A 26,781-nucleotide genomic window follows, 5' to 3' on the forward strand; every position below is an offset into this window, starting at 1 on the left:
CTCTCCGTGAATGTTTACCCGTAATCGGGTGACACTCGCGTTGAGCGGGACAGTCAGGCCGGAATAGGGCCGACTGTCCACAGCGTCCTCGCTGTGTATGTTGCCTACCAGTCCACAAGGGGCCGGCAGGACTTTCAAAGGAACCTCGCCATCCGAAGATGGACGGGGTATCAACTAATCTGGCGTTGATTTTTGGCACGCTGTTGAGTTCTCAAGGAACGGACGCTTCCTTTGTACTCACCCTCTCGGGCTTTCCTCCGGGCTTCCCTTCGGTCTTGCGTTTCCGACTCTATCAGATCTTTCGGCGTCTGATTCCCAGTCAGCGGGGTTTGTCTTTGCGGCTGTTGGGCCGTTCCGACGAGTGAGACTTTAGCGGATTCCCTGCCTCCGACGCTAATCGGGCGGCTGCGCTCAGGTTTCGAACGCGGATTCCTCATTTCGCAAAAACGCACGGAAAGCAGAACGGCACGACAAAGCACCGTCAGCTTCTGTGGGTCTTGCGGGATGGCTGTCCGGGGCCGACCGGGGTCGGTGCTCACGTCGGACAACTCGGAGAACCTTACGGATCGGTCAATCCCGTGTCAACCCCGGTCCTCCGGCGTACGCTCAGCGCATGACTACGCGTGCGCACACCACCCAGTGGTGGGCCGCCTGACGGCGGCCCGCACTCGCGCATGCATCACGCGGCCGCCGCCTCGGCGGCCGTTCGCGTATCCCCCTCCGGGAGCCGGCCGTCGGGTCGGCGCACAGGAGAAGAGGGAGAACGTACGGGATGACGAGGATCTTCAGCGGGGTCAAGCCGACCGGGCACCTGACGCTGGGCAACTACCTCGGGGCCGTCCGGCGGTGGGTCGAGGTCGATCAGCATCGGGCGGAGGCGCTGTTCAGCGTCGTGGATCTGCACGCGCTGACCGTCGAGCACGACCCTGGGCGGGTCCGGCGGCTCAGTCGACAGGCGGCCACGCTGCTGCTGGCCGCCGGGCTCGATCCTGAGCTGTGCACCTTGTTCGTGCAGAGCCATGTGGACGAGCACGCGCGGCTGTCGTATCTGCTGGAGTGCACAGCCACGGACGGCGAGCTGCGGCGGATGATCCAGTACAAGGAGAAGAGCGTCCGGGCCCGGGCGGCTGGGGAGGGTGTGCGGCTGTCGTTGCTGACGTATCCGGTGCTGATGGCGGCGGACATCCTGGCGTACGGGGCGGACGAGGTGCCCGTGGGTGAGGACCAGACGCAGCACGTGGAGCTGACCCGGGACCTGGCGGTGCGGTTCAACCAGCGGTACGGGCACACGTTCACGGTGCCGAGGGCGACGCGGCCGGAGGTGGCGGCGCGGGTCATGGACCTGCAGGACCCGCTGTCGAAGATGGGGAAGTCGCATGCGAACGGGGCCGGGATCGTCTATCTGCTCGACGACGCGGAGACCGTGCGGCGGAAGATCATGCGGGCCGTGACCGACAGCGGACGGGACGTGGAGTACGACCGGGACGTCCGGCCGGGGATCGCGAATCTGCTCGATCTGCTGGCGGCCGCGACAGGTGGGAACCCGAAGGAGCTGGCCGGTGTATATGAATCGTACGGAGCGTTGAAAAAGGACACGGCGGAGGCGGTGGTCGAGCTGCTGAGGCCCGTGCGGGAGCGGCATGCCGAGCTCGCGGCGGACCCCGGCTTCGTGGATCAGGTGCTGAGGGAGGGGGCCGAGCGGGCCCGGGGGACGGCGCGGCCTCTGGTGGACCGGGCCTATGGCGCGATCGGGCTGTTGCCTGCCGGGTGACGGAACGCGTTGCGGTAGTCGCGTGGGCTGGTGGCGAGGTGCGAGGCGAAGTGCTGGCGCATCGTGACCTCGCTGCCGAAGCCCGCGCGGCGGGCCACCTGGGGGAGGGGGTGGTCGGTGAGTTCGAGGAGTTTCTGGGCGGCGGCGACGCGCTGGCCGATGAGCCAGTGCAGGGGGGTGGTTCCGGTGGTGGCCTGGAAGTGGCGGGCGAAGGAGCGGGGGGACATCCCGGCTCGGGCGGCGAGGGACGCGACGGTGTGGGGCTCGTCGAGGTGGGCGAGGGCATGGGCGCGGACGGCGGCCAGGGCGTCGGCGTCGCGGTCGGCACGGGGGGTGGGGTGCTCGATGAACTGGGCCTGGGTGCCGGTGCGGAAGGGGGCGGTGACCATCGCGCGGGCGATGGAGGCGGCGGCTTCGGCTCCGTGGGCGGTGCGGACGAGGTGGAGGCAGAGGTCGATCCCGGCGGCGGTGCCGGCGGAGGTCCAGACGCCGGTGTCCTCGACGAAGAGGGCGTCGGGTTCGACCTGGACGTTCGGGTGGCGGGTGGCCAGGGTCCTGGCGAGGTGCCAGTGGGTGACGGCGCGGCGGCCGTCGAGGAGTCCGGCGCGGGCGAGCACGAAGGCGCCGGCGCAGAGCGAGGCGACCGGTATGCCGGCGGTGTGGGCGCGGCGGAGGGCGTCGAGGACGGGGGCCGGGAGGTCGGCGTCGGGGTCTTCGATGCCGGGGACGAGGACCAGGTCGGTGGGGGTGAGGTCGTCGAGCCAGGTGAGGGGGCGGTCGGGGGTGAGGGTGAGGCCGCCGCGCAGCGGGATGGGGGTGTGCGGGTCGGCGGCGGCCCTGTGGAGTTCGAAGGGTGGGACGCCTCGGAGGGTGCGGTCGCTGCCCCAGACCTCGGTGATGACCGAGACGTCGAACGCGCGGACGCCGGGGAAGGAGAGAAGGGCGACGCGCTGGGGGCGGGGCGTGGCGGTGGGCGGCACGTGTGGCAGTAAACCATCGATCGCTGTCATTCACTCCTCTGGGAGAGCCGTCGGGCCGGGGGAAGGATCGTGGCTATGGAGATCGCACAGAACGCAGCGCTGGTTGTCATCGACGTACAGAAGGGCTTCGAGGATGAGTTCTGGGGGCGGCGGAACAATCCGTCGGCGGAGGAGAACATCGCGGCTCTGATCGACCTGTGGCAGGAGACGGGTCGGCCGGTCGTCTTCGTGCGGCACGACTCGCCGGAGGGCTCTCGTTCGCCGCTGCGGACGGGGTACGCGGGGAACGCGTTCAAGGACTTCGTCGAGGAGCGGCGGGGGAAGGGCGGTGGTCCGGAGCTGCTCGTGACGAAGACCGTGAACTCGGCCTTCTACGGGGAGCCGTCGCTGGACGGGTGGCTGAGCGGGCAGGACGTCGCGCAGATCGTGATCGTCGGGATCCAGACGAACATGTGCAACGAGACGACCGCGCGGATGGGCGGGAACCTCGGGTACGACGTGGTGTTCCCGTTGGACGCGATGCACACCTTCGACCTGGAGGGGCCGTTCGGGTGGTCGCGGAGCGCGGATGAGCTGGCACAGGCGACGGCCGTGTCCCTGCACGGGGGCGGGTTCGCGAAGGTCGTGTCGACGGAGGAGGTCGTGAAGGGGGCGGCCGCCGGGGTCCGGTGACCCCGGCGGGGCGGGCGGGGCGTCAGCTGGTGCCGGAGGCGAGTTCGCGGCTGCGGTCGCGGGCGGCTTCGAGGGCGGCGATGAGGGCGGCGCGGACGCCGTGGTTCTCGAGCTCGCGGATGGCGCTGATGGTGGTGCCGGCGGGGGAGGTGACGGCTTCGCGGAGCTTGACGGGGTGTTCGCCGCTGTCGCGGAGCATCACGGCGGCGCCGATGGCGGCCTGGACGATGAGGTCGTGGGCCTGGGCGCGGGGCAGGCCGAGGAGGATGCCGGCGTCGGTCATGGCCTCGACGAGGAAGTAGAAGTAGGCGGGGCCCGAGCCGGAGAGGGCGGTGGCTGCGTCCTGCTGGGACTCGGGGACGCGGAGGGTCTTGCCGACGCCGCCGAAGATCTCCTCGGTGTGGGCGAGGTGCTCGGGGGTGGCGTGGCTGCCGGCCGAGATGACGGACATGCCCTCGTCGACGAGGACGGGGGTGTTGGGCATGACGCGGACGACGGGGGTGCCGGTGGTGAGGCGGTCCTCGATGAAGGAGGTGGGGATACCGGCGGCGGCGCTGATGACCAGGCGGTCGGCGGCGACGTGGGGGGCGAGTTCGTCGAGGAGGCGGCCCATGTCCTGGGGCTTGACGGCCAGGATGAGGGTGTCGGCGCGCTTGGCGGCCTCGGCGTTGGTGACGGTCTCGACGCCGTAGCGGGTGCGGAGTTCTTCGGCGCGTTCGGCGCGGCGGGCGGTGACCAGGAGGTTCGCGGGGCGCCAGCCGGCGCGGATCATGCCGCTGAGGAGCGCTTCACCGATCTTGCCGGTGCCGAGGACTGCGACGGTCTGGGTCATGGCTCTGTTCACCTCGCCGGAGGGGGTACGTGTCGTCATCCTCGCACCGGCGGGCCGGGTGGTGTGCGGGTGTCCGAGGGGCGGTCACGCGGTGCGGCGGCGGAGGGTGGCCGCGCCGAGGGTGAGGACGAGGAGTGCGCAGCCTGCGACGACGAGGGCGTCGCGGACGAAGTCGCCGGTGATGTCGGGGTGGCGGAGGACCTGGTTCATGCCGTCGACGGCGTAGGACATCGGGAGGGCGTCGGAGATCGCTTCGAGGGCGGGGGCCATCCGGTCGCGTGGGGTGAAGAGTCCACAGAGGAGCAGCTGGGGGAAGATCACCGCCGGCATGAACTGGACGGCTTGGAACTCGGAGGCGGCGAAGGCGGAGACGAAGAGGCCGAGGGCGGTGCCGAGGAGGGCGTCGAGGAGGGCGACCAGGAGGAGGAGCCAGGGGGAGCCGATGACGTCGAGGCCGAGGAACCAGACGGCGAGGCCGGTGGCCAGGGTGGACTGGACGACGGCGAGGAGTCCGAAGGCGAGGGCGTAGCCGGCGATGAGGTCGGCTTTGCCGAGGGGCATGGCGAGGAGGCGTTCCAGGGTGCCGGAGGTGCGTTCGCGGAGGGTGGCGATGGAGGTGACCAGGAACATCGTGATGAGGGGGAAGATGCCGAGCAGCGAGGCGCCGATGTTGTCGAAGGTGCCCGGGCTTCCGTCGAAGACGTAGCGCAGCAGGAAGAGCATGAGGCAGGGCACGAGGAGCATGAGGGCGATCGAGCGCGGGTCGTGGCGCAGCTGACGCAGGACGCGGGCGGCGGTGGCGAGGGTGCGGGCGCTGCTCATGGCCGGGGCTCCTCTTGGGTGGTTCGGGGGTGCGTGGCTCGGGCGGCGGCGGCGTCGACGAGGTGGAGGAAGGCTTCTTCGACAGTGGCGGTGTCGTTGCGGCGGCGGAGGGCTTCGGGGGTGTCGTCGGCGAGGATCTCGCCTTCGCGCATGAGGAGGAGCTGGTGGCAGCGTTCGGCCTCGTCCATGACGTGTGAGGAGACGAGGAGGGTCGTGCCGCGGTCGGCGGCGATCTGGTGGAAGAGGTTCCACAGGTCGCGGCGGAGGACGGGGTCGAGGCCGACGGTGGGTTCGTCGAGGACGAGGAGTTCCGGGGTGCCGAGGAGGGCGACGGCGAGGGAGACCCGGCTGCGCTGGCCGCCGGAGAGCCGGCCGGCGAGGGAGTCGGCGTGGGAGGTGAGGTCGACGTCGCCGAGGGCGCGGTCGACGGTGGTGCGGCGCTCCTGGCGGTGGGCGCGGCCGGGGAGCAGTACGGCGGCGAAGTAGTCGAGGTTCTGGCGGACGGTGAGGTCGTCGTAGACGGAGGGGGCCTGGGTGACGTAGCCGATGCGGGAGCGGAGGGTGGGGTCGCCGGCGGGGTGGCCGAGGACCTGGAGGGTGCCGTCGACGTTGGCCTGGGTTCCGACGATGGCGCGCATGAGGGTGGTCTTGCCGCAGCCGGAGGGGCCGAGGAGGCCGGTGATGCGGCCGGCGGGGACGGTGAAGTCGAGGCCGCGCAGGACGGTGCGGGTGCCGCGGACGGCGGTGAGGCCGTGTGCGGTGATGGCCGGGGTCTCGGTGGCGGGCTCCGGTGGGGCGGGCGGGGCGTCGGCCTTGTCGGCGGCCTCACCCGCCGGGTAATTCATCATGTGATGAATAGTGCGCCTGGGGGTGCCGAGGGGTCAAGAGCTGGGTGGCACCCAGGGTGCGCGGTGGGGTGGCTTGCCGGTGGGTCCGCAGGCCCGTGCTCGGCCGTGGGCCCGTGCGGGCCGCGGGCCCGTGCTCGGCCGTGGGCCCGTGCGGGCCGCGGGCCCGTGCTCGGCCGTGGGCCCGTGCGGGCCGCAGGCCCGTGCTCGGCTACGAGCCGTTGGCATGGCGCTGCGGCCGGTGGCGGTGGGGGCCGGTGGGCGGTGAAGGGCTCCCGGCTGGCGGGCGGGGGCGCTTACCCGTTCCGTCCTTGCGGGGCGGGTGGGGGGCCACCACCGGCGGGTCAGCGGCGCTTGGGCTTTTTGCGGGCGGCTGGGTTGCCGGTGCGGGTGCCGCGGCGCTTCTCGAACTGGTCGCGGGCCTTGTCGTACTCCGCGCGGCGCAGCTTCTCGCCGGGGGCCTCGACGAGGCAGCGGACGCCGTACGCGAGGAGCGAGCCGATGAAGCCGATCGCCTTGAGGCTGCGCAGGGCCTCCTCGCGGGCCGGGTCGACCGGGCGGCGGAGGAAGCCCTCCCAGGTCTTGCGGAAGGCGATGGCGCTGCAGACCGCGAACATGACGACGACCAGCGTGTTGACGATGCCGCCGACGTCGGCGATCTGCAGGCCCTCGTAGCCGAAGCGCAGCACGAGGCAGGCCGCGACGGCGACCGCGAGCGAGCCGGCGGCCAGGCCCGCGCGGCGCAGCGCGTACCGGCCGCCGTGGTCGACCCAGGTCGTGCCGAAGAAACGGATCTCCTCGGGCTGGGGACCGGCGGGCGTGCCGCCGGTCGTGCGGGGGGTCTGCTCGTCGTCGCTCACGGGGTCGATTATCCCCGGGGCGACCGAGGAGACCCTCAGGCGCAGCGCGGTGCGACGAGGCCGTCGCTGCCCGTGTTCACGTACGCGTCGGAGATGTACTCGCCGGGCGCGATGCTGTCCCAGATCCGCGTGGTGCCGTACGGGCCGCTGATCCACTCGCCGTACTTCTGGCAGGAGATCATCACCGTGGCGCCCAGGGGCAGCACCCGGACGACCGGGTACGCGGTGCTCGGGCCCGAGCGCACGTTGACCCGGTAGCCCGGCGCGACCGCGTAGCGCGTCGCGCTCAGTGCGGTCACGGTGTCCCCCACGACGTTCTTCTCGTCCGTACCCATGCTGTCCTCCCCCTTGGCGCAAAAGCGCTCCACAGAGTTTCACTCTCCGCGACGCGCAGGCTAGCAAGCCCCACCGACATCGGGGATGCCATGGACTAGGCTCCGTCGGGTCGCGCACGTGCGCGCGAGGTGACGGGTGATCACACGGGGGTGGGCGATGCCGCCGTTGCGCGGTACCGGAGCCGACCGGGAAGCGGAGGGGCCCGAATACGCGGGCGACTACCGTCTCCAGGCATGCCTGGGCGCCGGCGGCATGGGTGTCGTGCACCTCGCCGCCTCGGCCTCCGGGCTGCGGCTCGCGGTCAAGGTCGTGCACGCTCGGTACGCGGAGGACCCCGAGTTCAGGGCGCGTTTCCGCCAGGAGGTCGCCGCCGCCCGCCGGGTCAGCGGAGCCTTCACGGCGCCGGTCGTCGACGCCGACCCCGATGCCGTACGCCCCTGGATGGCCACCCTCTACGTGCCCGGGCCCACCCTCGCCGACCAGGTGAAGCGGAACGGTCCGCTGGCCCCGGCCGAACTGCGCCGCCTCACCGCCGGACTCGCGGAGGCCCTGCGCGACATCCACCGCGCCGGGGTCGTCCACCGCGACCTCAAGCCCAGCAACGTGCTGCTCACCGACACCGGCCCCAAGGTCATCGACTTCGGCATCTCCCGGCCCGTCGACAGCGATCTGCACACCGAGACGGGCAAGCTCATCGGCTCACCGCCGTTCATGGCGCCCGAGCAGTTCCAGCGGCCCCGCGACGTCGGACCCGCGGCGGACGTCTTCGCCCTCGGCTCGGTCCTCGTGCACGCGGCGACCGGCCACGGCCCCTTCGACTCCGACAGCCCGTACATCGTGGCGTACCAGGTCGTGCACGACGAGCCGGATCTGACGGGCGTGCCCGCGGAACTGGCGCCGCTCGTCGCGCGCTGCCTCGCCAAGGAACCCGCCGAGCGGCCCACCCCGGCCCAGATCATGGCGGCGCTGCTGCCGCCCTCGTACGCGGCGGAGGCGTTCATACCGGCGCAACGCCGACGGCCCGCCCTCCCGGGCGGCGAGGACGGCGACCGGGGCCCCGCGCCCGCGTGGGACGCCGACACCCCGGTCCGGGCTCCCGCCGCTCCCCCGCGCCGCCGCCGGGGCCCGCGTCTCGGCCGGCCGCGCCTGCCGATCGCCGTCGCCGCCGCGCTCGCGCTGACCGGGGCCGGTCTGTACGCGGCCCTGAGCCCCACGGAGCCCGCCGGACCCGACACCCCCGCCCGTCCGGCCGAGGTGGCCACCGCCTTCGCCGGCTGGCAGACCACGCTCCAGAAGCACGGCCCCACGGTCGCGCCCGCGTGCGCCCACGCCGGGGGCGCGCTGTACTGCTCGGCCCGGGGCGTCGGCCTCGCCCGTCTCGACCCGGTGACGGGCCGCGTGCTCTGGTCACGACCCGTACCCGTCAAGGCGGAGACGCCCCTCGCTCCCTTCCTCCTCGCGGACGGTCTGATCGGCGCCGCCGCTCCGACGGGACCGCCTCGGGCGTACGCGGCCGCCGACGGAGCCCCCGGCTGGACGGCCGCGTCGGAGCTCCCCGAGCTGTACCGTCCGGCCGGCACCGCCCTCGTCCTGTCCGACGGGCAGGGCGGGCTCCGGGCCGTCGACAGCCGCAGCGGGAAGGAGCTCTGGCGCCACGGCCTGGCCGGCTTCGGGGTCCCGCTGCCGGGGGCGTACGACGCCCCGTCCGGGCTGCTCACCGTGGCCGAGGCCTCGGCCGACGGGACGCGCACGCGGGTCGGCGGGCTCCATCCCGGGACCGGTGAGGTGGCCTGGCAGCGGAATCTGGACGGCGACCTCGATCCGCTGGGCCGCACCGGCGACGGGACGCTGCTCCTCGGCTCCCGCTACCAGGGGACGCTGGTCGACGCCCTCGTCCTGCTCGACGAGGACGGCGGTTCCGTACGCCGGGTCCCGCTGCCCCACCGGATCGACGTCCGGGGCGTCGCCGTACGCGGCGCGGTGGTGTACGTGCTCGACACGGACGGCCACCTCACCGCCTTCGACACCGCAGCGCCGAAGGGACGGGTGCTGTGGGAGCTGGAGACCGGGGCGGGGAACGTGTCCTCGCCCGTCATCGGCTCCGGCGACCGGCTCTACTTCTCCGTCCAGGACGGACGGCTGCTCGCCGTCGACACCGCACGCGGGGCGCTGATCGGCCAGACCCGGCCGCGGCTGCTCAACGGGCGGCTCGCGTACGCGTCCCTGGTGCCGCCGCCGCTGGCCGCCGGCGACCGGGTGTTCGGGACGGCCCCCGACGGCTCCGTCTTCGCGGTGGACGCGCGCGACCCCGCGTCCTGGTGAGCCTCGTGTCCTGAGACCCACGCGCGCGCGTGGCCCGTCCGCGTACCCGGGAGAGACAGCGGCGGCGGGGAGCCGGCTCGTGCCGCTCCCCGCCGCCGCGGGTCGTCCCGGTGCCGGGATCAGCCCAGCCTGGTCACGTCGCGGACCGCGCCCTTGTCGGCGCTCGTCGCCATCGCCGCGTAGGCGCGCAGGGCCGCCGACACCTTGCGCTGGCGGTTCTTCGGCGCGTACACGCCGTTCAGCGCCTCCCGGCGGGCGGTGAGGGTGGTCTCGTCGACGAGCAGCTCGATCGAGCGGTTCGGGATGTCGATCCGGATGCGGTCGCCGTCCTCGACGAGGGCGATCGTGCCGCCCGAGGCCGCCTCCGGGGAGGCGTGGCCGATGGACAGACCGGACGTGCCGCCGGAGAAGCGTCCGTCCGTGACCAGCGCGCAGGTCTTGCCCAGGCCCCGCCCCTTGAGGAAGGAGGTCGGGTAGAGCATCTCCTGCATGCCGGGACCGCCGCGCGGACCCTCGTACCGGATGACGACCACGTCGCCGTCCTTGACCTGCTTGTTCAGGATCTTCTCGACGGCCTCGTCCTGGGACTCGCAGACCACGGCCGGGCCCTCGAAGGTCCAGATCGACTCGTCGACGCCGGCCGTCTTCACGACGCAGCCGTCGGCGGCGAGGTTGCCGTGCAGGACGGCGAGACCGCCGTCCTTGGAGTACGCGTGGGCCGCGTCGCGGATGCAGCCGCCCGCCGCGTCGACGTCGAGCGCCGCCCAGCGCTCGGACTGCGAGAAGGCGGTCGCCGAGCGGACGCAGCCGGGGGCCGCGTGGAACAGCTCGACGGCCTCGTCGGACGGCGAGCCGCCGCGGACGTCCCAGGTGTCCAGCCACTCCTTGATGGAGCGGGAGTGGACGGAGTTGACGTCCTCGTTGAGCAGGCCCGCGCGGTACAGCTCGCCGAGGATGGCGGGGATGCCGCCGGCGCGGTGCACGTCCTCCATGTAGTACGTGCGGTCCTTGGCGACGTTCGGGGCGACCTTGGCCAGGCAGGGGACCCGGCGCGAGACCTCGTCCATGTCGGTCAGGCCGTAGTCGAGCTCGGCCTCCTGGGCGGCGGCGAGCAGGTGCAGGATCGTGTTGGTGGAGCCGCCCATGGCGATGTCGAGGGCCATGGCGTTCTCGAAGGCCGCGCGGGTCGCGATCGAGCGGGGCAGGACGGAGGCGTCGTCCTCGTCGTAGTAGCGGCGGGTGATGTCGACGACCGTGCGGGCCGCGGCCTCGTACAGGCCCTTGCGGGCGGTGTGGGTGGCGAGCAGCGAGCCGTTGCCGGGGAGGGAGAGGCCGATCGCCTCGGTCAGGCAGTTCATCGAGTTGGCGGTGAACATGCCGGAACAGGACCCGCAGGTCGGACAGGCGTTCTCCTCGATGCGGAGGATGTCCTCGTCGGAGATCTTCGGGTTCACGGCGTCGGAGATCGCGTCGACCAGGTCGAGCGTGCGGACCGTTCCGTCGACGAGGGTCGCGCGGCCGGCCTCCATCGGACCGCCGGAGACGAAGACCGTCGGGATGTCGAGGCGCAGGGCCGCCATCAGCATGCCGGGGGTGATCTTGTCGCAGTTGGAGATGCAGATCAGGGCGTCGGCGCAGTGCGCCTCGACCATGTACTCCACGCTGTCCGCGATCAGGTCGCGCGAGGGCAGGCTGTAGAGCATGCCGCCGTGGCCCATCGCGATGCCGTCGTCGACGGCGATCGTGTTGAACTCGCGCGGGATGGCCCCCGCGGCCGTGATGGCCTCGGAGACGATCCGGCCGACCGGCTGGAGGTGGGTGTGGCCGGGGACGAACTCCGTGAAGGAGTTGGCGACCGCGATGATCGGCTTCCGGCCGATGTCCGCGCCGGGTACACCGGAGGCGCGCATAAGGGCGCGTGCGCCCGCCATGTTGCGACCGTGGGTGACTGTGCGGGACCTCAGCTCGGGCATCGTCGCTCGCTCCTCGTGAAGGGTGTGCTTGCATTCGAGCGTACGCCGACGGACCAAGATCTGGACAGGCTGTCCGTATGCCGGACGAGGTGTTCAGCTTTCGGTCAGGGCGCCGCGGGTGGGCTCCACCGGGGGGGCGGTCAGGCCTCGGTCAGGTACCGCTGGAGCGTCGGGGCCACCATCGCCACGATCTTCTCCGGGTCCGCCGTCGCCAGCGGCTCGACCTGGATCACGTACCGCAGGATGGCGATCCCGATCATGTGGGAGGCCGCAAGCTCCGCGCGGAACTTCGGGTCCGGTACGTCGAGCTCGTCCGCGATCCGCTCCAGGAGCCGCCGCAGCACGAAGGTCCGCAGCACCTTGGCCGCGGCCTCGTGGGTCAGCGCGGAGCGGACGATCGCGAGGAGCGGGGCGCGGCTCGCCGGGTTCTCCCAGACGCCGATGAAGAAGCGCGCGAGGCGCTCCCCGATGGTGTCGCGCGGGCCGCCGACGATGGCGGGGACGACGGTCGCCGGCTCGAACGACACCTCGATCGCGGCGGCGAAGACCTCGTCCTTCGTACCGAAGTAGTGGTGCACGAGTGCCGGGTCGACGCCGGCCGCCTTGGCGATGCCGCGGACCGAGGCCTTGTCGTAGCCGCGCTCGGCGAACTGGGCGCGGGCCGCATCCAGGATGCGTTCACGCGCGCCGGGCCCGCTCTCCTCCTCGGTACGGGACGGGCGGCCGCGGCGGCGCGGGGCCGGTTCGGTCACGGTCGGCGGGCCCGGGAGGAGCGGGTGGCCGCCGAGGCGAGATGGAGCCGGGTGAAGGCGAGGGCCTCCGCGAGGTCGGCCTCGCGTTCGGCGGCGGACATCGCGCGGCGGGTGTTGACCTCGATCACGACGTGGCCGTCGAAGCCGGTGAGCGCGAGGCGCTCGAGGAGCTCGGCGCAGGGCTGGGTGCCGCGCCCCGGGACGAGGTGCTCGTCCTTGGCGGAACCCCTGCCGTCGGCGAGGTGGACGTGGCCGAGCCGGTCGCCCATGCGGTCGATCATCGCCAGGGCGTCGGTGCGGGCGGTCGCGGTGTGCGAGAGGTCGACGGTGAAGTGCCGGTAGTCGTCCTTGGTGACGTCCCACTCGGGGGCGTACGCGAGCATCTCGCGGTCCTTGTACCGCCACGGGTACATGTTCTCGACGGCGAACCGTACGTCGGTCTCGTCCGCCATCCGCCAGATTCCGGTGACGAAGTCCTTGGCGTACTGGCGCTGCCAGCGGAACGGGGGGTGCACGACGACCGTCGAGGCGCCGAGCCGCTCGGCCGCCGCCTGGGCGCGCTGGAGCTTGACCCAGGGGTCGGTGGACCAGACGCGCTGGGTGATGAGGAGGCAGGGGGCGTGCACGGCCAGGATCGGCACCTGGTGGTAGTCGGAGAGCCGGCGCAGTGCCTCGATGTCCTGGCTGACCGGATCGGTCCACACCATGACCTCGACACCGTCGTAGCCGAGGCGCGCGGCGATCTCGAAGGCCGTCGCCGTCGACTCCGGATAGACCGAGGCCGTCGACAGGGCGACCTTCGCATCCGGGACGCGCACCGCTGGTTCTGCCACGGAGACAGGGTACGGGGCGGGCCGGGGGGCAGGGGGGTGGTTCCGGTCACGCGGGGGGCGGGCCCGGCGGGGTGGGCCCGGCGGGGTGGGGGCGGGGTTGCCGCCCCCGTGGCCCGTGCTCAGTGCTCCGGCAGGTGGTCCAGGCGGCGCAGGATGACGCCCTCGCGCAGGGCCCAGGGGCAGATCTCCAGCACCTCCACCCCGAACAGGTCCATCGCGGCCTCCGCGACGAGCGCGCCCGCGAGGAGCTGGCCGGCGCGGCCCTCCGACACGCCCGGCAGGGCCGCGCGCTCGGGGACGGTCATCCCGGCGAGGCGCGGGACCCACTCCTCCAGGGACTTGCGGGTCAGCAGCCGCTGGACGTAGAGGCCCTCGCCCGAGCCGGGGGCACCGGCGATCCTGGCCAGCTGCTTGAAGGTCTTGGAGGTGGCCACCACGTGGTCGGGGCGCCCCGAGCGGCTGAACTCGCTCACGTTACGGGCGATCTGCGCGCGCACATGGCGGCGGAGGGCCTTCACGTCGTCGAGGTCGGCCGGGTCGCCCCGCAGCCAGCCGGCGGTCAGCCGGCCCGCGCCCAGCGGCAGCGAGACGGCGGTGTCGGGGTCCTCGTCCATGCCGAACGCGACTTCGAGGGAGCCGCCCCCGATGTCGAGGAGGAGCAGCTTGCCCGCGGACCAGCCGAACCAGCGGCGGGCGGCGAGGAAGGTGAGCCGGGCCTCCTCCTCACCGGTGAGGACCTGGAGGTCGACCCCGGTCTCGTCCTTCACGCGCGCGAGGACGGCGTCGGCGTTGCTGGCCTCGCGGACGGCGGAGGTCGCGAACGGCAGCACCTCCTCGCAGCCCTTCTCCTCGGCGGCCAGGAGGGCGTCCCTGACGGTCGTGGTGAGCCGCTCGACGCCGTGCGGGGCGATGGCGCCCCGCTCGTCGAGGAGCTCGGCGAGCCTGAGCTCCGCCTTGTGGGAGTGGGCGGGCAGCGGCCGGGCGCCCGGATGGGCGTCCACCACCAGGAAGTGCACCGTGTTCGAACCGACGTCGAGGACTCCGAGTCTCATGGGCGGAACGGTACTGCGCGTACCCGCATACGCTTGGTGGTGTGCCAAAGACGAAGAAGGCGAAGCCCGGCAAGGACAGCGGCGACGACACGGCTGTGACGACGGCTGCGGCCGCCGTGACGGGCGTGAAAGCCGGCAGGACCGGCGGTGCCGTGAAGAGCGGCAGGAAGCGGGGCAAGGGCGTGGAGCCGGACGAGAAGGGCCTCGACTTCGCGCGCGCGTGGGTCGAGTTCCCCGACCCGGCCGACGACGAGCAGGTCTTCCGCTGCGACCTGACCTGGCTGACCTCCCGCTGGACGTGCATCTTCGGCAGCGGCTGCCAGGGCATCCAGGCGGGCCGGGCGGACGACGGCTGCTGCACGCTGGGCGCGCACTTCTCCGACGAGGACGACGAGAAGCGGGTCGCGACGCATGTGGCACGCCTCACTCCCGAGCTGTGGCAGTTCCACGACGTCGGTACGGAGTCGGGCTGGGTGCAGCTCGACGAGGACGGCGACCGGCAGACCCGCCGCTGGGAGGGGTCCTGCATTTTCCAGAACCGCCCCGGGTTCGCGGGCGGCGCGGGCTGCTCGCTGCACATCCTGGCCCTGAAGGAGGGCCGGGAGCCGCTGGAGACCAAGCCGGACGTCTGCTGGCAGCTGCCGGTGCGGCGCACGTACGACTGGATCGACCGGCCCGACGACACCCGGGTCCTGCAGATCACGATCGGTGAGTACGACCGCCGGGGCTGGGGTCCCGGCGGCCACGACCTGCACTGGTGGTGCACCTCGGCCACGTCGGCTCACGGGGCCGGGGAACCGGTCTACGTGACGTACCGGCCCGAGCTCACGGAGCTGATGGGCAAGGAGGCGTACGAGGTCCTCGTCGGCCTGTGCGAGGCCCGGCTCTCCTCGCAGCTGCCGCTCGTCGCCCCGCACCCGGCGGACCCGAAGGGCTAGACAGGGCCGAGGGCTCGGGGCCGGGTCGGCGGGCCGGGCCCCGCACGCGCGTCGCCCCGGCCCCCGCCGCGCTCGTTCAGGATGTGGACGGCGGGGGCTGTTCCTCCGTCGTCGGCGGGGGCGTGGTCGGTTCCGTCGGGCCCGGCTCCGTGGTGGCCGGAGGCGGCTCCTCCGTCGTCGGCGGCGGGGTGGTCGGCTCCGTGGTCGGAGGGCTCGTCGGCGGGGTCGTCGGCTCCGTCGTCGGAGGGTTGGTCGAGGGTTCCCCGGTCGTCGGCGGAGGCGTCGTCGGCTCCGTGGTCGGCGGGCTCGTCGGCGGGGTCGTCGGCTCCGTGGTCGTCGGCGGCGGGACGACCGGGTCGACGGCGGGGGGCGGGGCGGTCCATCCGCGCCCGTCGATCCTGACCACCGCCCCGGAGGGGTTCACCCCGATCCGGGCGCTCCAGACCCCCTGCGGCTCGCGACCGTGGTCGACGCGGACGGCGATGGTGACCGTCTCACCGGGGCGGAGCGTGCCGGAGGCCCGGCTGACGTACAGCCAGGGCGCGTCCGTCCACAGCGACCACTCGACGGGGGCGCCGCCCGCCGCGGTGAGGGTCAGCAGGGTGAGATCGCCGTCGCCGCGCGCGGCGACCGTGATCCAGCCGGGCGCGGTCTCACCGGGCCGGATCTCCGTGGGACCGGTGGGACCGCCGGGGCTGATCACCTCGACGGAGACGTCGGGGGCGCGGCTGCCCCGGGTGAAGCGGGGCTCGGGGGTCGTACGGGCGTTGCCCGCGTTCTCGTAGCGGTCGTAGGAGCGCCCGTCCGGGCCCGTCGGCTCGTCGGCCTCGCGCGCGCTGATCCGGGACCCGTCGTGGGCGGTCACGTCGGTGTCCGGGGCGCCCCGGTAGGAGGTCCACAGGGCGAGGACGGGCGCGGCGACCACGGCCGCGACGACCGTGGTCGTCACCGCGCGGGCCCGCATCCGGTCGCGGCGGGCCACATGGTCCTTCGGGTCCATGGGGAAGCCGGTCGGGCTGAAGCGCGGGGCTCCCGCACGCGCGCGCGGGACGTGGAGCATCGCCATGTACGCGGCGGCCCGCGGCGCCTCGACGAGCGGCAGCCCGCCCGGGGGCAGGGCCCCGCCGCCCGGCCAGGGGCCGGCGGCGCCCACGCGCTCGGCGGCCTTCCGGCAGCGGGGGCAGTCGTCGACGTGCCGGACGAGTTCCGCGCGCAGGGCCGCCGAGAGCAGCACCTGGTGGTCGCCGGTGAGCCGGGCCACGGTGGGGCAGCTGCCGGTCTCGACGACGGCGAGCGCGGCGCGGGTGCGCTCGACCTCGCAGCCGGCGGTGGCGAGGAGCTCGCGGGCGGCGAGCGGGTCGAGGGAGAGCACGGCGGCGACCTGACGGTGGCTGAGGCCGTGGCGTACGGCCAGCTCCAGGGCCTCGCGCTGCTCGGGGGTGGTGCCGGCGGCCTCGGGCCAGGCGAGCAGGGCGAGTTCGGCGCGGCGCCGCTCGGCGGTCTCCTCGGGGACCCGGGGCGGCTCGGGCGCGATGACGGCGGGCCGGCCGGTGTGGGCGCCCTGGCGCTTGCGGCGCTGCTCCCCGAGGCTGCGCAGGCAGGCCCAGCGGGCGAGGGCGTACAGCCAGGCCGTGCGCCCCTCCTCGTCGGAGGGGCAGCGGCCGTGGTGGCGCTCCGCGACGGCCAGGACGTCGCCGAGGACGGCGGTCGCCGTGTCGTGGTCGCAGAGCACGGAGAGGCAGTACGTGAAGAGGCCGTCGAGGGCGGCCTCGTAGCGCGCGGGGGGCCGCCGGCCGAGCGCGCGCGGTCCGTCGTCCGTGGCGGGGTGCGCCCGGTGTGCGCCGGTGGTGCGTGCGGTGGATTCCAGCCTGCTGCTCGTCACCGGTCGACCGTAGGCAGGGTGGGGGGCGCTTTTCGTACCGGTCGTGTTCTTCTCAGTCTTACGGGTGAATGAATCGCTCGAAAGGGGACAGGAACACGACATTCCGGGGCCGGGATGCGGTGCGGCGGCGGACCGGGGCCCGTTGTCGGTGGGGGCCGCTACGGTGGGCGACATGGCTGCCCGTACGAAATCGACCAAGGACCGGCCGTCCTACCGCTGCACCGAGTGCGGCTGGCAGACGGCCAAGTGGCTCGGCCGCTGCCCCGAGTGCCAGGCCTGGGGGACGGTCGAGGAGTACGGCGCGCCCGCCGTCCGCACGACCGCGGCGGGCCGGGTGTCCACCGCCGCCCTCCCCATCGGGCAGGTCGACGGCCGGCAGGCCACGGCCCGCTCCACCGGTGTCGACGAACTGGACCGCGTCCTCGGCGGGGGGCTGGTGCCCGGAGCCGTCGTGCTGCTCGCGGGGGAGCCGGGCGTCGGCAAGTCCACGCTCCTGCTCGACGTGGCGGCCAAGGCGGCGAGTGACGAGCACCGCACGCTCTACGTGACCGGCGAGGAGTCCGCCAGCCAGGTCCGGCTGCGCGCCGACCGGATCAACGCGCTCAGCGACCACCTCTACCTGGCGGCCGAGACCGATCTGTCGGCGGTCCTCGGGCACCTGGACGCCGTGAAGCCCTCGCTGCTGATCATGGACTCGGTGCAGACCGTCGCCTCACCCGAGATCGACGGCGCGCCCGGTGGCATGGCGCAGGTGCGTGAGGTCGCCGGGGCGCTCATCCGGGCCTCCAAGGAGCGCGGCATGTCCACGCTCCTCGTCGGTCACGTCACCAAGGACGGGGCCATCGCGGGCCCCCGCCTCCTGGAGCACCTGGTCGACGTCGTCCTGAGTTTCGAGGGCGACCGGCACGCGCGCCTGCGCCTGGTCCGGGGCGTCAAGAACCGGTACGGGGCGACCGACGAGGTCGGCTGCTTCGAGCTGCACGACGAGGGCATCACCGGCCTGACCGACCCCTCGGGGCTCTTCCTGACCCGGCGGGACGTGGCCGTGCCGGGCACCTGTCTGACGGTGACACTGGAGGGCCGCCGTCCGCTCGTCGCCGAGGTCCAGTCGCTGACGGTGGACTCCCAGATCCCCTCCCCGCGCCGGACCGTCTCCGGTCTGGAGACCTCCCGCGTCTCGATGATGCTGGCGGTCCTGGAGCAGCGCGGCCGGATCAGCGCGCTGGGCAAGCGGGACATCTACAGCGCGACCGTGGGCGGTGTGAAGCTCACCGAGCCCGCCGCCGACCTGGCGATCGCCCTCGCGCTCGCCTCGGCGGCGAGCGACACCCCGCTGCCGAAGAACCTGGTGGCGATCGGTGAGGTCGGGCTCGCGGGCGAGGTCCGCCGGGTGACGGGGGTGCAGCGCCGGCTGGCCGAGGCGCACCGGCTCGGCTTCACGCACGCGCTGGTCCCCTCGGACCCGGGCCGGGTGCCGGCCGGCATGAAGGTGACGGAGGTCGCGGACATGGGCGACGCCCTGCGGGTACTGCCCCGCAGCCGCCGCGCGAAGGCCCCGGAGGGCGGGGAGGGCTAAGGAGTGTCCGCCGAGGCCCGGCGCGCGGTGGGCGTACGGCGGGGGTGCGGGGCGGGGCACGGCGCGCGAGGCCCGGCGCGCGACGCGGCACGGCGCGCGGGGCCCGGCGCGCGGTGCGAGCGCGGCTTGTGCCGGGTGCGGCAGGAGTGCCGTGGGGGCGCGGCGGGTGCTGGTCCGGTACCCCGTAGGGGAGCCGGAAGGTTTCCTCCGTAGGCTGCACGAAGGCGCGGAGGGTTAGGTCCGTGCCGAGGCGGGGACCCCTTTCGGACCACCCGGGATCGGTCGGGGGCGGAGGGCGGCGGGGTGGTGTCGCTAGACTTTGCCCTGGTCTCGCCCATCCGTACGAGCCGGAGGAGTGCAGTGGCAGCCAAGGACGGGGCAGCAGCTCCTGGAAAGTCCGGCGCGGGCTCCGGCAACGAAGCACTGATGCGGGCCGCGCTGAGCGCGGTCGCGCCGGGCACCGCGCTGCGCGACGGCCTGGAGCGGATCCTCCGCGGCAACACCGGTGGGCTCATCGTGCTCGGCCTGGACAAGACGGTCGACTCGATGTGCACCGGCGGTTTCGTGCTGGACGTCGAGTTCGCCGCCACGCGCCTGCGTGAGCTGTGCAAGCTCGACGGCGCGCTCGTCCTCGACAAGGACATCACCAAGATCCACCGCGCCGGTGTGCAGCTGGTCCCGGACGCCTCCATCCCCACCGAGGAGACCGGCACCCGGCACCGTACGGCCGACCGGGTCTCCAAGCAGTGCAACTTCCCCGTCGTCTCCGTCTCCCAGTCCATGCGCCTGATCGCGCTGTACGTGGACGGGGAGCGGCGGGTCCTGGAGGAGTCCGCCGCGATCCTGTCCCGGGCCAACCAGGCGCTCGCGACGCTGGAGCGGTACAAGCTCCGGCTCGACGAGGTGGCCGGCACGCTCTCCGCCCTGGAGATCGAGGACCTGGTCACGGTCCGGGACGTCACCGCCGTCGCCCAGCGCCTGGAGATGGTCCGCAGGATCGCCACCGAGATCGCGGAGTACGTGGTCGAGCTCGGTACGGACGGGCGGCTGCTCTCCCTCCAGCTCGACGAGCTGATCGCGGGTGTGGAGCCGGAGCGCGAGCTGGTGATCCGGGACTACGTGCCGGAGCCGACGGCCAAGCGGTCGCGGACGGTCGCCGAGGCGCTCACCGAGCTGGACGCCCTGACCCACACCGAGCTGCTCGAACTGCCGGTCGTCGCGCGGGCGCTGGGGTACAGCGGCTCGCCCGAGACCCTCGACTCGGCCGTCTCGCCGCGCGGCTACCGGCTCCTGGCGAAGGTGCCGAGGCTGCCGGGCGCGATCATCGAGCGGCTCGTGGAGCACTTCGGCGGGCTGCAGAAGCTGCTCGCCGCCAGCGTGGACGACCTCCAGGCCGTCGACGGGGTCGGCGAGGCCCGCGCCCGCAGCGTGCGCGAGGGCCTGTCCCGGCTCGCGGAGTCCTCGATCCTGGAGCGGTACGTCTAGGAGACGGACGAGCCCCTCGGCGGACCTTCGGCGGTACGCCCCTCCGGGGCCGCCGGGTCTCGTCTGGCGGGGCCGCCGGGTCACGCGTGGCCGGGGCGGCCGCCCGGAGGAACGTCCCTCCGGGCCCGCCGGGTCACGCCGTCGGTTCAGTCCTTGGCCAGGGTGAACGAGGCCGGGAGGACCTTCGTGCCCGGCATCGTCGCTTCCACGAGGTAGGTGCCGGGGCCGGCCTGGCCCGGCGGGGCGGTGGCGCACCGCGGCGCGCTCCGCTTGCGGTCCCACTCCACGGTGTGGGTGACGGTGGCCCCCGCGGGGACGTGCAGCAGGACGGGGCCGCCGGGGCGCGGGCAGTCGGCGGAGGACCAGATCTCGTCGTCCTGCTTGTCGCTGATCGTCACGACCGCGGTGCGGGGCCCGAAGTCGGCCTTGCAGGCGGCGTTCGAGGTGTTCCTCGCGATGAGCTGGAAGCGGGGCCTCTCCCCCGTCTCGTAGCTGACCTGCACGCTGCGGAGCGTCAACTGCAGTGCTCCGGCGGGGCAGTTCGGGAGCGGTGAGTTCGCCGGTACGCGCTGTCCCGCGCCGGTGCCCGCGCCTCCGTCGCCGCCCGCGCCGTCGGTGTCGCCGTTCTTGCCGCCGTCACCGGTTCCGGTACCGGCGGTCGTGCCCGCGTCCGTACCGGCGTCGGCGCCGGAACCCGGGTCCGTACCGCCGCCGCCCGTACCGCCGTTGCCGCCGGTGGTGTCGCCGGAGTCGCCCGACTCATCGCGTCCGCCCGGCTGTTGGCTGATCGCCGGGCCCGTGCCGGACGGTCCCGGGGTGATCGAGGGGGGCGTGGGAGACGAGCCGTTGGCCCCGTCGTTCGGCTTCTTCCCGCCCCCGTCACCGGAGGTGACGGCCCATACGGCGAGGAGCGCGAGGAGCGCCACCAGGCACGCCGCCACCGCCCTCCGTCGCCAGTAGATGGTGGAGGGAAGCGGCCCGACCGGATTGCGCAAAGATCCCACGACCCGAACCTTACGAGAGATCCGGCTCAACTCCCGCCCCACCCGCCGCCCGAGACGGCAAGTTTTGCCGATCATCACATCCGTTCGTTCCGGGAACTTCTCGCGTGACGACGCCCGGCGCCTACGCGCTCCGTCCGAAACCGGGGGGAACCGGACGGAATCGCGAGACCCCCACTTTCGTCGGGGGTCGCTCTGGCCGTTGGCCCGGGGCGGAGGACTCCGGATTCCGGTTAGCGTCGTGCACCATGAACACCCTCCTCGACCTCTCCGATCGTCTGTATCTCGACGTCGCCGATCTCGCCCACTCCACCCCCCACTGGTTCCAGTGGCTCGCCGAGGTCTGGACCGAGGCCGGACTGCTGCTGTTCGGCGCGCTGTTCCTGGCCGGCTGGTGGCGCTCCCGTGACGGGTCGAGCCGGATGATGGCGCTCGCGCTGCTCGCCCCGCTCGCCACCGCCTTCGGGTACGTGGTGAGCGAGTCGCTGAAGTCGGTGATCGACGAGGAACGGCCGTGCCGCGCGGTCCTCGGGGCGCCCACCTCGCTCGTCACCTGCCCGCCGTACGGCGACTGGTCCTTCCCCAGCAACCACTCGGCCATCGCGGGCGCGGCCGCGATCGCGCTCGCCCTGTCCTGGCGCGGGATCGTCTGGCTGACCGTGCCGATGGCGCTCCTGATGGCGTTCTCCCGGGTCTTCGTCGGTGTCCACTACCCGCACGACGTCACGGTCGGTCTGCTCCTCGGCGGCCTGGTCGCCTTCCTCGTCATGCGGGCGGCGGTCCGGCCGGTGGGCACCCTGGTGGAGACGGCCCGGTCGAGCCGGAGTTCGGCGGTCGTGTGGTGCGCGGGCCGCGGACCCCGGGCGCACGCGCTCCCGCACGCGGAGGAGCCCCAGCGGGCCGGGCACGGCGTGTTCTAGCCGCGAGCCCGGCCTGATCGACAAGACACCCCCGAGGGCCCTCGCCCACCCCCGCGCTCGCTCCGGCGCACGCACCCCGGCGCGCGCGCCTCGGCGCGTGGTGCGATGCCACCCCGGTGCCCGTGCCACGGCGCGTACGGTTCGCGTCGTGGACGTGCCAGGATCGGGGGTGCCATGACTTCCATCGACGCTCCCCTCACGCCCGACGTCCCCGACGCCCCCGCCGGCCCGACGCCCCCCGCCGAGCTGCACGGGCCCGTCCTCGCCTGGTTCGACCGGCACGCCCGTGACCTGCCCTGGCGCCGCCCCGAGGCCGGCGCGTGGGGCGTCATGGTCAGCGAGTTCATGCTCCAGCAGACCCCGGTCGTGCGGGTCCTGCCGGTGTACGAGCAGTGGCTCGCGCGCTGGCCGCGCCCCGCCGACCTGGCCGCCGACGCTCCCGGCGAGGCGGTCAGGGCCTGGGGCAGGCTCGGCTATCCGCGCCGGGCGCTGCGGCTGCACGCGGCCGCCGTGGCCATAACGGAACGGCACGGCGGCGACGTGCCGACCGACCACGGGCAGCTGCTCGCGCTGCCCGGCATCGGCGAGTACACGGCGGCCGCGGTGGCCTCCTTCGCCTACGGACAGCGGCACGCGGTCCTGGACACCAATGTGCGCCGGGTCTTCGCCCGGGCGGCGAGCGGCGTGCAGTACCCACCGAACGCGACCACGGCCGCCGAACGGCGGCTCGCCCGCGCCCTGCTGCCCGAGGACGAGGCGACGGCGTCCCGCTGGGCCGCCGCCTCCATGGAGCTGGGCGCGCTGGTCTGCACGGCGAAGAACGAGGACTGCGCGCGCTGCCCGATCGCCGGGCTGTGCGCCTGGCGGCTCGCCGGGAAGCCGGCCCACGACGGTCCGCCGCGGCGCGGCCAGACGTACGCGGGGACCGACCGGCAGGTCCGGGGCCGGCTCCTCGCGGTGCTGCGGGACTCGGCGGAGCCGGTCGCTCAGGCGGTCCTGGACGCGGTCTGGGACGAGCCGGTGCAGCGGGCCAGGGCCCTGGACGGTCTGGTCGCGGACGGTCTCGTCGAGCCGCTGGACGACGGGTTCTACCGGCTTCCCGTGGCCTGAGCGGGGCTTTCCCGTGGCCTGAACGCGGCTTTTCCATGGCCTGAGCGTCCGCTGGGACCGGCCGGACGGCGCGCGAAACCTCCTCCGCCCCGCTGTTACACAACCGATGGGTAGCCGTGCGTCCACCGACGGCTGCCCCGCACAACCCCGTGACAACCGCTCCGTAGCGTCGTCCACGACACGAGGAACAAAGCTGGTCACGGGGTTCGGAGGCGGTTCGGATGAGGCATGGCGAGGTGCTCGACTTCGAGGAGTACGTACGCACGCGGCAGGACGCGCTGCTGCGCAGTGCACGGCGTCTCGTGGCCGACCCCGTCGACGCCCAGGACCTCCTCCAGACGGCTCTCGCCCGCACCTTCGGGCGCTGGGACGGCATAGCCGACAAGTCCCTGGCCGACGCCTACCTGCGCCGGGTCATGATCAACACCCGGACCGAGTGGTGGCGCTCCCGCAAGATCGAAGAGGTGCCCACCGAGCAGCTGCCCGACGCCTGCGGCGACGACCCGACCGAGCAGCACGCCGACCGGGCCCTGCTCATGGACGTCCTGAAGGTGCTCGCGCCGAAGCAGCGCAGCGTCGTCGTCCTGCGCCACTGGGAACAGATGAGCACCGAGGAGACGGCGGCGGCGCTCGGCATGTCGACCGGTACGGTGAAGTCCACGCTCCACCGCGCGCTCGCCCGGCTCCGTCAGGAGCTGGAGAGCCGTGACCTCGACGCCCGTGCCCTGGGCCGGACCGGGGAGCGGACGACCGTACGAGGCGACGAACGGGAGCGGGAGCGGTGCGCGGCCTAGACGGCGAAGCCGACGGCAGCAGACACGACGGCGGCGGTGACGGACCCGGCGGTGACGACCCGTACCGGGCCGGGCGCCGCCGCCGGCGTCGTACCGTCAAGGCGGCGAGCATCACGGCGGCGGCCGGGCTCGTCGCCCTCGGGCTGTCCATGGCCGCCTGCTCCAGCGGCGGTACCGGGTCCCGCGACGAGGGCGCGGCGGGCACCCACGAGGTGGCCTCGACGGGTCCCGCCCCCGCTCCGTCCGCCGCGGGAGGGCAGGCCCCCGCCGAGCGGGTCGATCCGATCGCGCTCCTGAAGGCCGACCCGAAGATCGGCGAGCGGCTCAAGACCGATCTGAAGCCGTGCGTCGCGGACGCCTACCCGGTGGACGCCTCCTACGGCAATCTCACGAACAGCCCCGCACCCGATGTCGTCGTCAACGTGATGACCTGCGGCGATGCCATCGGCATCGGCACGTATGTCTACCGGAAGCAGAGTGACCGGTACGAGAACGTCTTCATGGCGGAGGACGCGGCGGTCTACGCCACGATCGACCGGGGCGAGCTCGTCGTCACCAAGCAGGTGTACGCGGAGGGCGACCCGGTCGCGTACCCCTCGGGCGAGGACGTGATCACGTACCGCTGGTCGGGGAGCAGGTTCACCCAGCACGACTGGGTGCACAACGACTACAGCCGGGCCGTCGGCGACGGCGGTGTCGAGGAGCCCGCGCCCAGCGAGCCCCCGGCCGACTGACCCGGCCGCCGGGCCACGACCCGGAACCGTACGCCGGGCGCACTCCCGGAGCCGTACGCCGGGGCGTGTCCCCGGGCCGTACGCCGGGGCGTGTCCCCGGAGCCGTATCCCCAGAGCCGTACACCACCCCACGACCGCAGAACCAGCGCACGACCCGGAGGGCACGCACGATGGCCGAGACCCATGTCCTGTTCGTCGAGGACGACGACGTCATCCGTGAGGCCACCCAGCTCGCCCTCGAGCGGGACGGCTTCCGGGTCACGGCCGTGCCCGACGGGCTCTCCGGCCTGGACGCCTTCCGGGCGCAGCGGCCGGACATCGCCCTGCTCGACGTGATGCTGCCGGGCATGGACGGGGTCAGCCTCTGCCGGCGGATCCGGGACGAGTCGACCGTGCCGGTGATCATGCTGTCGGCGCGTGCCGACTCGATCGACGTCGTCCTCGGCCTGGAGGCGGGGGCCGACGACTACGTCACCAAGCCCTTCGACGGCTCCGTGCTGATGGCGCGTATCCGCGCGGTCCTGCGCCGCTTCGGCCACGCGGGCGCGGGGGAGCACGGTGACGACGGGCCGGGCGTCGGCGGGATCCTCGTCTTCGGCGACCTGGAGGTCGACACCGAGGGCATGGAGGTCCGCAGGGGCGGGGCGCCGGTCGCGCTGACCCCGACCGAGATGCGGCTGCTCCTGGAGTTCTCGTCCGCGCCGGGCACCGTACTGTCCCGGGACAAGCTCCTGGAGCGGGTCTGGGACTACGGCTGGGGCGGCGACACCCGGGTCGTGGACGTCCATGTGCAGCGGCTGCGCGCCAAGATCGGCCAGGACAGGATCGAGACGGTCCGCGGCTTCGGCTACAAGCTCAAGAGCTAGGGCCGGGTGTGAAGCTGCTTCCCCTCCGTACCGGCGTCCGCTGGAAGATCGCCGTCGCCATCGCCGCGGTCGGCGCGCTGATCGCGGTCACCCTGAGCGTGGTCGTGCACAACGCCGCCCGCATCTCGATGCTCGACAACGCGCGCGAGGTGCAGATGGAGCGGCTGCTGTTCGCGCAGCGGCTGTACGAGACGTCGAAGCCGAAGGAACCGCGCTTCGGCACGAAGATCAACGACCCGGCGCTGCCCGCCCAGCTCGACCAGCTGATGCGGGACAAGCGGCGGGGCACGTTCGTGCAGGAGCACCGGCACGGCGGGCCGCCCGACGTGTGGGCGGCCGTGCCGCTCGCCAACGGCGACGTGCTCTCGCTGCACATCCCCTTCGCCGACCGCAGCGCGACGATCATGAACGATCTGGACCGGGCCCTCGTCGTCGGCTCGGTCTCGGTGGTCTTCGGCGGCTGCGCGCTCGGTGTTCTCATCGGCGGTCAGCTCTCGCGGCGGCTGCGGAAGGCGGCGGTCGCGGCCGGCCGGGTCGCGCAGGGGAACACGGAGGTACGGGTCAGGGAGGCCGTCGGCGGGGTCGTCCGGGACGAGACCGACGACCTGGCGTGGGCGGTCGACGCCCTCACCGACGCCCTCAACGAACGGATCGAGGCCGAGCGGCGGGTCACCGCGGACATCGCGCACGAGTTGCGCACCCCGGTGACGGGGCTGCTCACGGCGGCCGAGCTGCTGCCGCCCGGGCGTCCCACCGAGCTCGTACGGGACCGGGCGCAGGCGATGCGGACGCTGGTCGAGGACGTGCTGGAGGTGGCGCGGCTCGACAGCGCGTCCGAGCGGGCGGAACTCCAGGAGATCGCGCTCGGCGAGTTCGTGGAGCGGCGGGTGCGGGCCCTGGACCCGGAGGTCGCCGTCCGGGTCGTCCACGAGTCCTGGGTGAACACCGACCCGCGGCGCCTGGAACGCGTCCTGGGCAATCTCCTCGCGAACGCCGCCAAGCACGGCAGCACGCCGGTGGAGGTCACGGTCGAGGGGCGGGTCGTCCGGGTCCGCGACCACGGGCCGGGCTTCCCGGAGGCGCTCCTCAAGGAGGGCCCGAGCCGGTTCCGTACGGGGTCGAGCGACCGCGCGGGCCAGGGCCACGGCCTGGGCCTCACGATCGCGTCGGGCCAGGCCCGGGTCCTCGGCGCCCGGCTGACCTTCCGGAACGTGGCCTCGGAGCGGGAGCCGAACGGGGTGGGCGGCGCCATCGCGGTCCTCTGGCTGCCGGACCACGCGCCGACGAACACGGGCAGCTTCCCGATACTGCGGCCGGCGACCGACTGAGGCGTGAGGGAAGAACGGCGGTGGGGCCGGCAGGTCCCGTCACCCGCCGGGTCCGGCCCCGTCCTACGCCGGGCCCGGCCCGTACGAGACAAGGGTG

Annotated in this window: 24 protein-coding genes; 12 read left to right on the top strand and 12 right to left on the bottom strand. The window is 73.3% G+C overall.

Annotation, left to right across the window (positions count from 1 at the left end; genetic code table 11):
- The first annotated feature begins 772 nt into the window (after window positions 1-772).
- Window positions 773-1,771, top strand: coding sequence for a tryptophan--tRNA ligase (gene trpS / locus AMK29_RS10140; protein WP_073810813.1), 999 nt, complete (start codon window positions 773-775; stop codon window positions 1,769-1,771).
- Here the strand turns inward: trpS and AMK29_RS10145 are convergent.
- Window positions 1,738-2,781 carry a GlxA family transcriptional regulator gene (locus AMK29_RS10145; RefSeq protein WP_198942213.1) on the bottom strand — a complete coding sequence of 348 codons (1,044 nt, stop codon included), beginning with the start codon at window positions 2,779-2,781 and terminating at the stop codon, window positions 1,738-1,740. The genes trpS and AMK29_RS10145 overlap by 34 nt on opposite strands.
- 45 nt (window positions 2,782-2,826) lie before the next feature.
- On the opposite strand from AMK29_RS10145, the gene AMK29_RS10150 reads away from it, so the two are divergent.
- Window positions 2,827-3,423 (top strand): cysteine hydrolase family protein, encoded by a 597-nt coding sequence (locus AMK29_RS10150; protein WP_073810817.1) that lies wholly within the window; start codon window positions 2,827-2,829, stop codon window positions 3,421-3,423.
- Window positions 3,424-3,445: 22 nt separating this feature from the next.
- Here AMK29_RS10150 and proC read toward each other — a convergent pair whose 3' ends face one another.
- The 5 genes from proC to AMK29_RS10175 all read right to left on the bottom strand — a co-directional run bounded on the left by proC (window position 3,446) and on the right by AMK29_RS10175 (window position 7,117).
- Window positions 3,446-4,255 carry a pyrroline-5-carboxylate reductase gene (gene proC / locus AMK29_RS10155; protein WP_073810819.1) on the bottom strand — a complete coding sequence of 270 codons (810 nt, stop codon included), beginning with the start codon at window positions 4,253-4,255 and terminating at the stop codon, window positions 3,446-3,448.
- An 84-nt stretch (window positions 4,256-4,339) separates the two neighbouring features.
- Window positions 4,340-5,077: an ABC transporter permease gene (locus tag AMK29_RS10160; protein WP_073810821.1), complete on the bottom strand. Its 738-nt coding sequence runs from the start codon at window positions 5,075-5,077 to the stop codon at window positions 4,340-4,342.
- Complete coding sequence (locus AMK29_RS10165) at window positions 5,074-5,925, bottom strand: ABC transporter ATP-binding protein (RefSeq protein WP_073810823.1); 852 nt, start codon at window positions 5,923-5,925, stop codon at window positions 5,074-5,076. The genes AMK29_RS10160 and AMK29_RS10165 overlap by 4 nt, the downstream gene beginning before the upstream one ends.
- A gap of 341 nt (window positions 5,926-6,266) precedes the next feature.
- Window positions 6,267-6,782, bottom strand: coding sequence for a hypothetical protein (locus AMK29_RS10170; RefSeq protein ID WP_073810825.1), 516 nt, complete (start codon window positions 6,780-6,782; stop codon window positions 6,267-6,269).
- A gap of 35 nt (window positions 6,783-6,817) precedes the next feature.
- A complete protein-coding gene (locus AMK29_RS10175; RefSeq protein ID WP_073810827.1) occupies window positions 6,818-7,117 on the bottom strand; it encodes an SH3 domain-containing protein in 300 nt (99 codons plus the stop codon).
- A gap of 157 nt (window positions 7,118-7,274) precedes the next feature.
- Between AMK29_RS10175 and AMK29_RS10180 the strand changes: the two genes are divergently transcribed.
- Window positions 7,275-9,440, top strand: coding sequence for a protein kinase domain-containing protein (locus tag AMK29_RS10180; RefSeq protein ID WP_073810830.1), 2,166 nt, complete (start codon window positions 7,275-7,277; stop codon window positions 9,438-9,440).
- Window positions 9,441-9,559: 119 nt separating this feature from the next.
- On the opposite strand, the gene ilvD is transcribed toward AMK29_RS10180, so the two are convergent.
- The 4 genes from ilvD to AMK29_RS10200 form a co-directional block, all read right to left on the bottom strand.
- Complete coding sequence (gene ilvD / locus AMK29_RS10185; RefSeq protein ID WP_073810833.1) at window positions 9,560-11,413, bottom strand: dihydroxy-acid dehydratase; 1,854 nt, start codon at window positions 11,411-11,413, stop codon at window positions 9,560-9,562.
- A 140-nt stretch (window positions 11,414-11,553) separates the two neighbouring features.
- Entirely contained in the window at window positions 11,554-12,165 is a 612-nt protein-coding gene (locus tag AMK29_RS10190; RefSeq protein WP_073810835.1) for a TetR/AcrR family transcriptional regulator, read from the bottom strand.
- Window positions 12,162-12,998 carry a sugar phosphate isomerase/epimerase family protein gene (locus tag AMK29_RS10195; RefSeq protein ID WP_073810837.1) on the bottom strand — a complete coding sequence of 279 codons (837 nt, stop codon included), beginning with the start codon at window positions 12,996-12,998 and terminating at the stop codon, window positions 12,162-12,164. Before AMK29_RS10195 ends, AMK29_RS10190 begins: the two co-directional genes overlap by 4 nt.
- 119 nt (window positions 12,999-13,117) lie before the next feature.
- The gene (locus AMK29_RS10200) at window positions 13,118-14,050 is read right to left on the bottom strand and encodes a Ppx/GppA phosphatase family protein (protein WP_073810840.1); all 933 of its coding nucleotides are present in this window, start codon (window positions 14,048-14,050) and stop codon (window positions 13,118-13,120) included.
- Window positions 14,051-14,091: 41 nt separating this feature from the next.
- Here AMK29_RS10200 and AMK29_RS10205 point away from each other — a divergent pair, with 41 nt between their 5' ends.
- Entirely contained in the window at window positions 14,092-14,988 is an 897-nt protein-coding gene (locus AMK29_RS10205; RefSeq protein WP_079196827.1) for a hypothetical protein, read from the top strand.
- Window positions 14,989-15,064: 76 nt separating this feature from the next.
- On the opposite strand, the gene AMK29_RS10210 is transcribed toward AMK29_RS10205, so the two are convergent.
- Window positions 15,065-16,870 (bottom strand): BACON domain-containing protein, encoded by a 1,806-nt coding sequence (locus tag AMK29_RS10210; RefSeq protein ID WP_073810843.1) that lies wholly within the window; start codon window positions 16,868-16,870, stop codon window positions 15,065-15,067.
- Window positions 16,871-17,042: 172 nt separating this feature from the next.
- Between AMK29_RS10210 and radA the strand changes: the two genes are divergently transcribed.
- Both radA and disA read left to right on the top strand, forming a co-directional pair.
- Window positions 17,043-18,446 (top strand): DNA repair protein RadA, encoded by a 1,404-nt coding sequence (gene radA, locus AMK29_RS10215; RefSeq protein WP_073810846.1) that lies wholly within the window; start codon window positions 17,043-17,045, stop codon window positions 18,444-18,446.
- A 360-nt stretch (window positions 18,447-18,806) separates the two neighbouring features.
- Window positions 18,807-19,931: a DNA integrity scanning diadenylate cyclase DisA gene (gene disA / locus AMK29_RS10220; RefSeq protein ID WP_073810849.1), complete on the top strand. Its 1,125-nt coding sequence runs from the start codon at window positions 18,807-18,809 to the stop codon at window positions 19,929-19,931.
- A 146-nt stretch (window positions 19,932-20,077) separates the two neighbouring features.
- Here the strand turns inward: disA and AMK29_RS10225 are convergent, their stop codons facing one another.
- Window positions 20,078-20,935, bottom strand: a complete 858-nt coding sequence (locus tag AMK29_RS10225) for a hypothetical protein (RefSeq protein WP_073810852.1) — start codon at window positions 20,933-20,935, stop codon at window positions 20,078-20,080.
- A 245-nt stretch (window positions 20,936-21,180) separates the two neighbouring features.
- Here AMK29_RS10225 and AMK29_RS10230 point away from each other — a divergent pair, with 245 nt between their 5' ends.
- The 6 genes from AMK29_RS10230 to cseC all read left to right on the top strand — a co-directional run bounded on the left by AMK29_RS10230 (window position 21,181) and on the right by cseC (window position 26,684).
- Complete coding sequence (locus tag AMK29_RS10230; protein WP_073810855.1) at window positions 21,181-21,852, top strand: phosphatase PAP2 family protein; 672 nt, start codon at window positions 21,181-21,183, stop codon at window positions 21,850-21,852.
- A 174-nt stretch (window positions 21,853-22,026) separates the two neighbouring features.
- Window positions 22,027-22,962, top strand: coding sequence for an A/G-specific adenine glycosylase (locus tag AMK29_RS10235; RefSeq protein ID WP_073810858.1), 936 nt, complete (start codon window positions 22,027-22,029; stop codon window positions 22,960-22,962).
- Between the two features lie 221 nt (window positions 22,963-23,183).
- Entirely contained in the window at window positions 23,184-23,756 is a 573-nt protein-coding gene (locus AMK29_RS10240; RefSeq protein ID WP_073810863.1) for a SigE family RNA polymerase sigma factor, read from the top strand.
- On the top strand, window positions 23,744-24,490 hold the full coding sequence (locus tag AMK29_RS10245; protein WP_073810865.1) for a hypothetical protein: 747 nt from the start codon (window positions 23,744-23,746) through the stop codon (window positions 24,488-24,490). Before AMK29_RS10240 ends, AMK29_RS10245 begins: the two co-directional genes overlap by 13 nt.
- 170 nt (window positions 24,491-24,660) lie before the next feature.
- On the top strand, window positions 24,661-25,356 hold the full coding sequence (cseB, locus tag AMK29_RS10250; RefSeq protein WP_073810868.1) for a two-component system response regulator CseB: 696 nt from the start codon (window positions 24,661-24,663) through the stop codon (window positions 25,354-25,356).
- 8 nt (window positions 25,357-25,364) lie between these two features.
- A complete protein-coding gene (gene cseC, locus AMK29_RS10255; RefSeq protein ID WP_073810871.1) occupies window positions 25,365-26,684 on the top strand; it encodes a two-component system sensor histidine kinase CseC in 1,320 nt (439 codons plus the stop codon).
- Window positions 26,685-26,781 lie beyond the last annotated feature (97 nt).

The organism is Streptomyces sp. CB02261 (genome assembly GCF_001905665.1).
GTDB lineage: Bacteria > Actinomycetota > Actinomycetes > Streptomycetales > Streptomycetaceae > Streptomyces.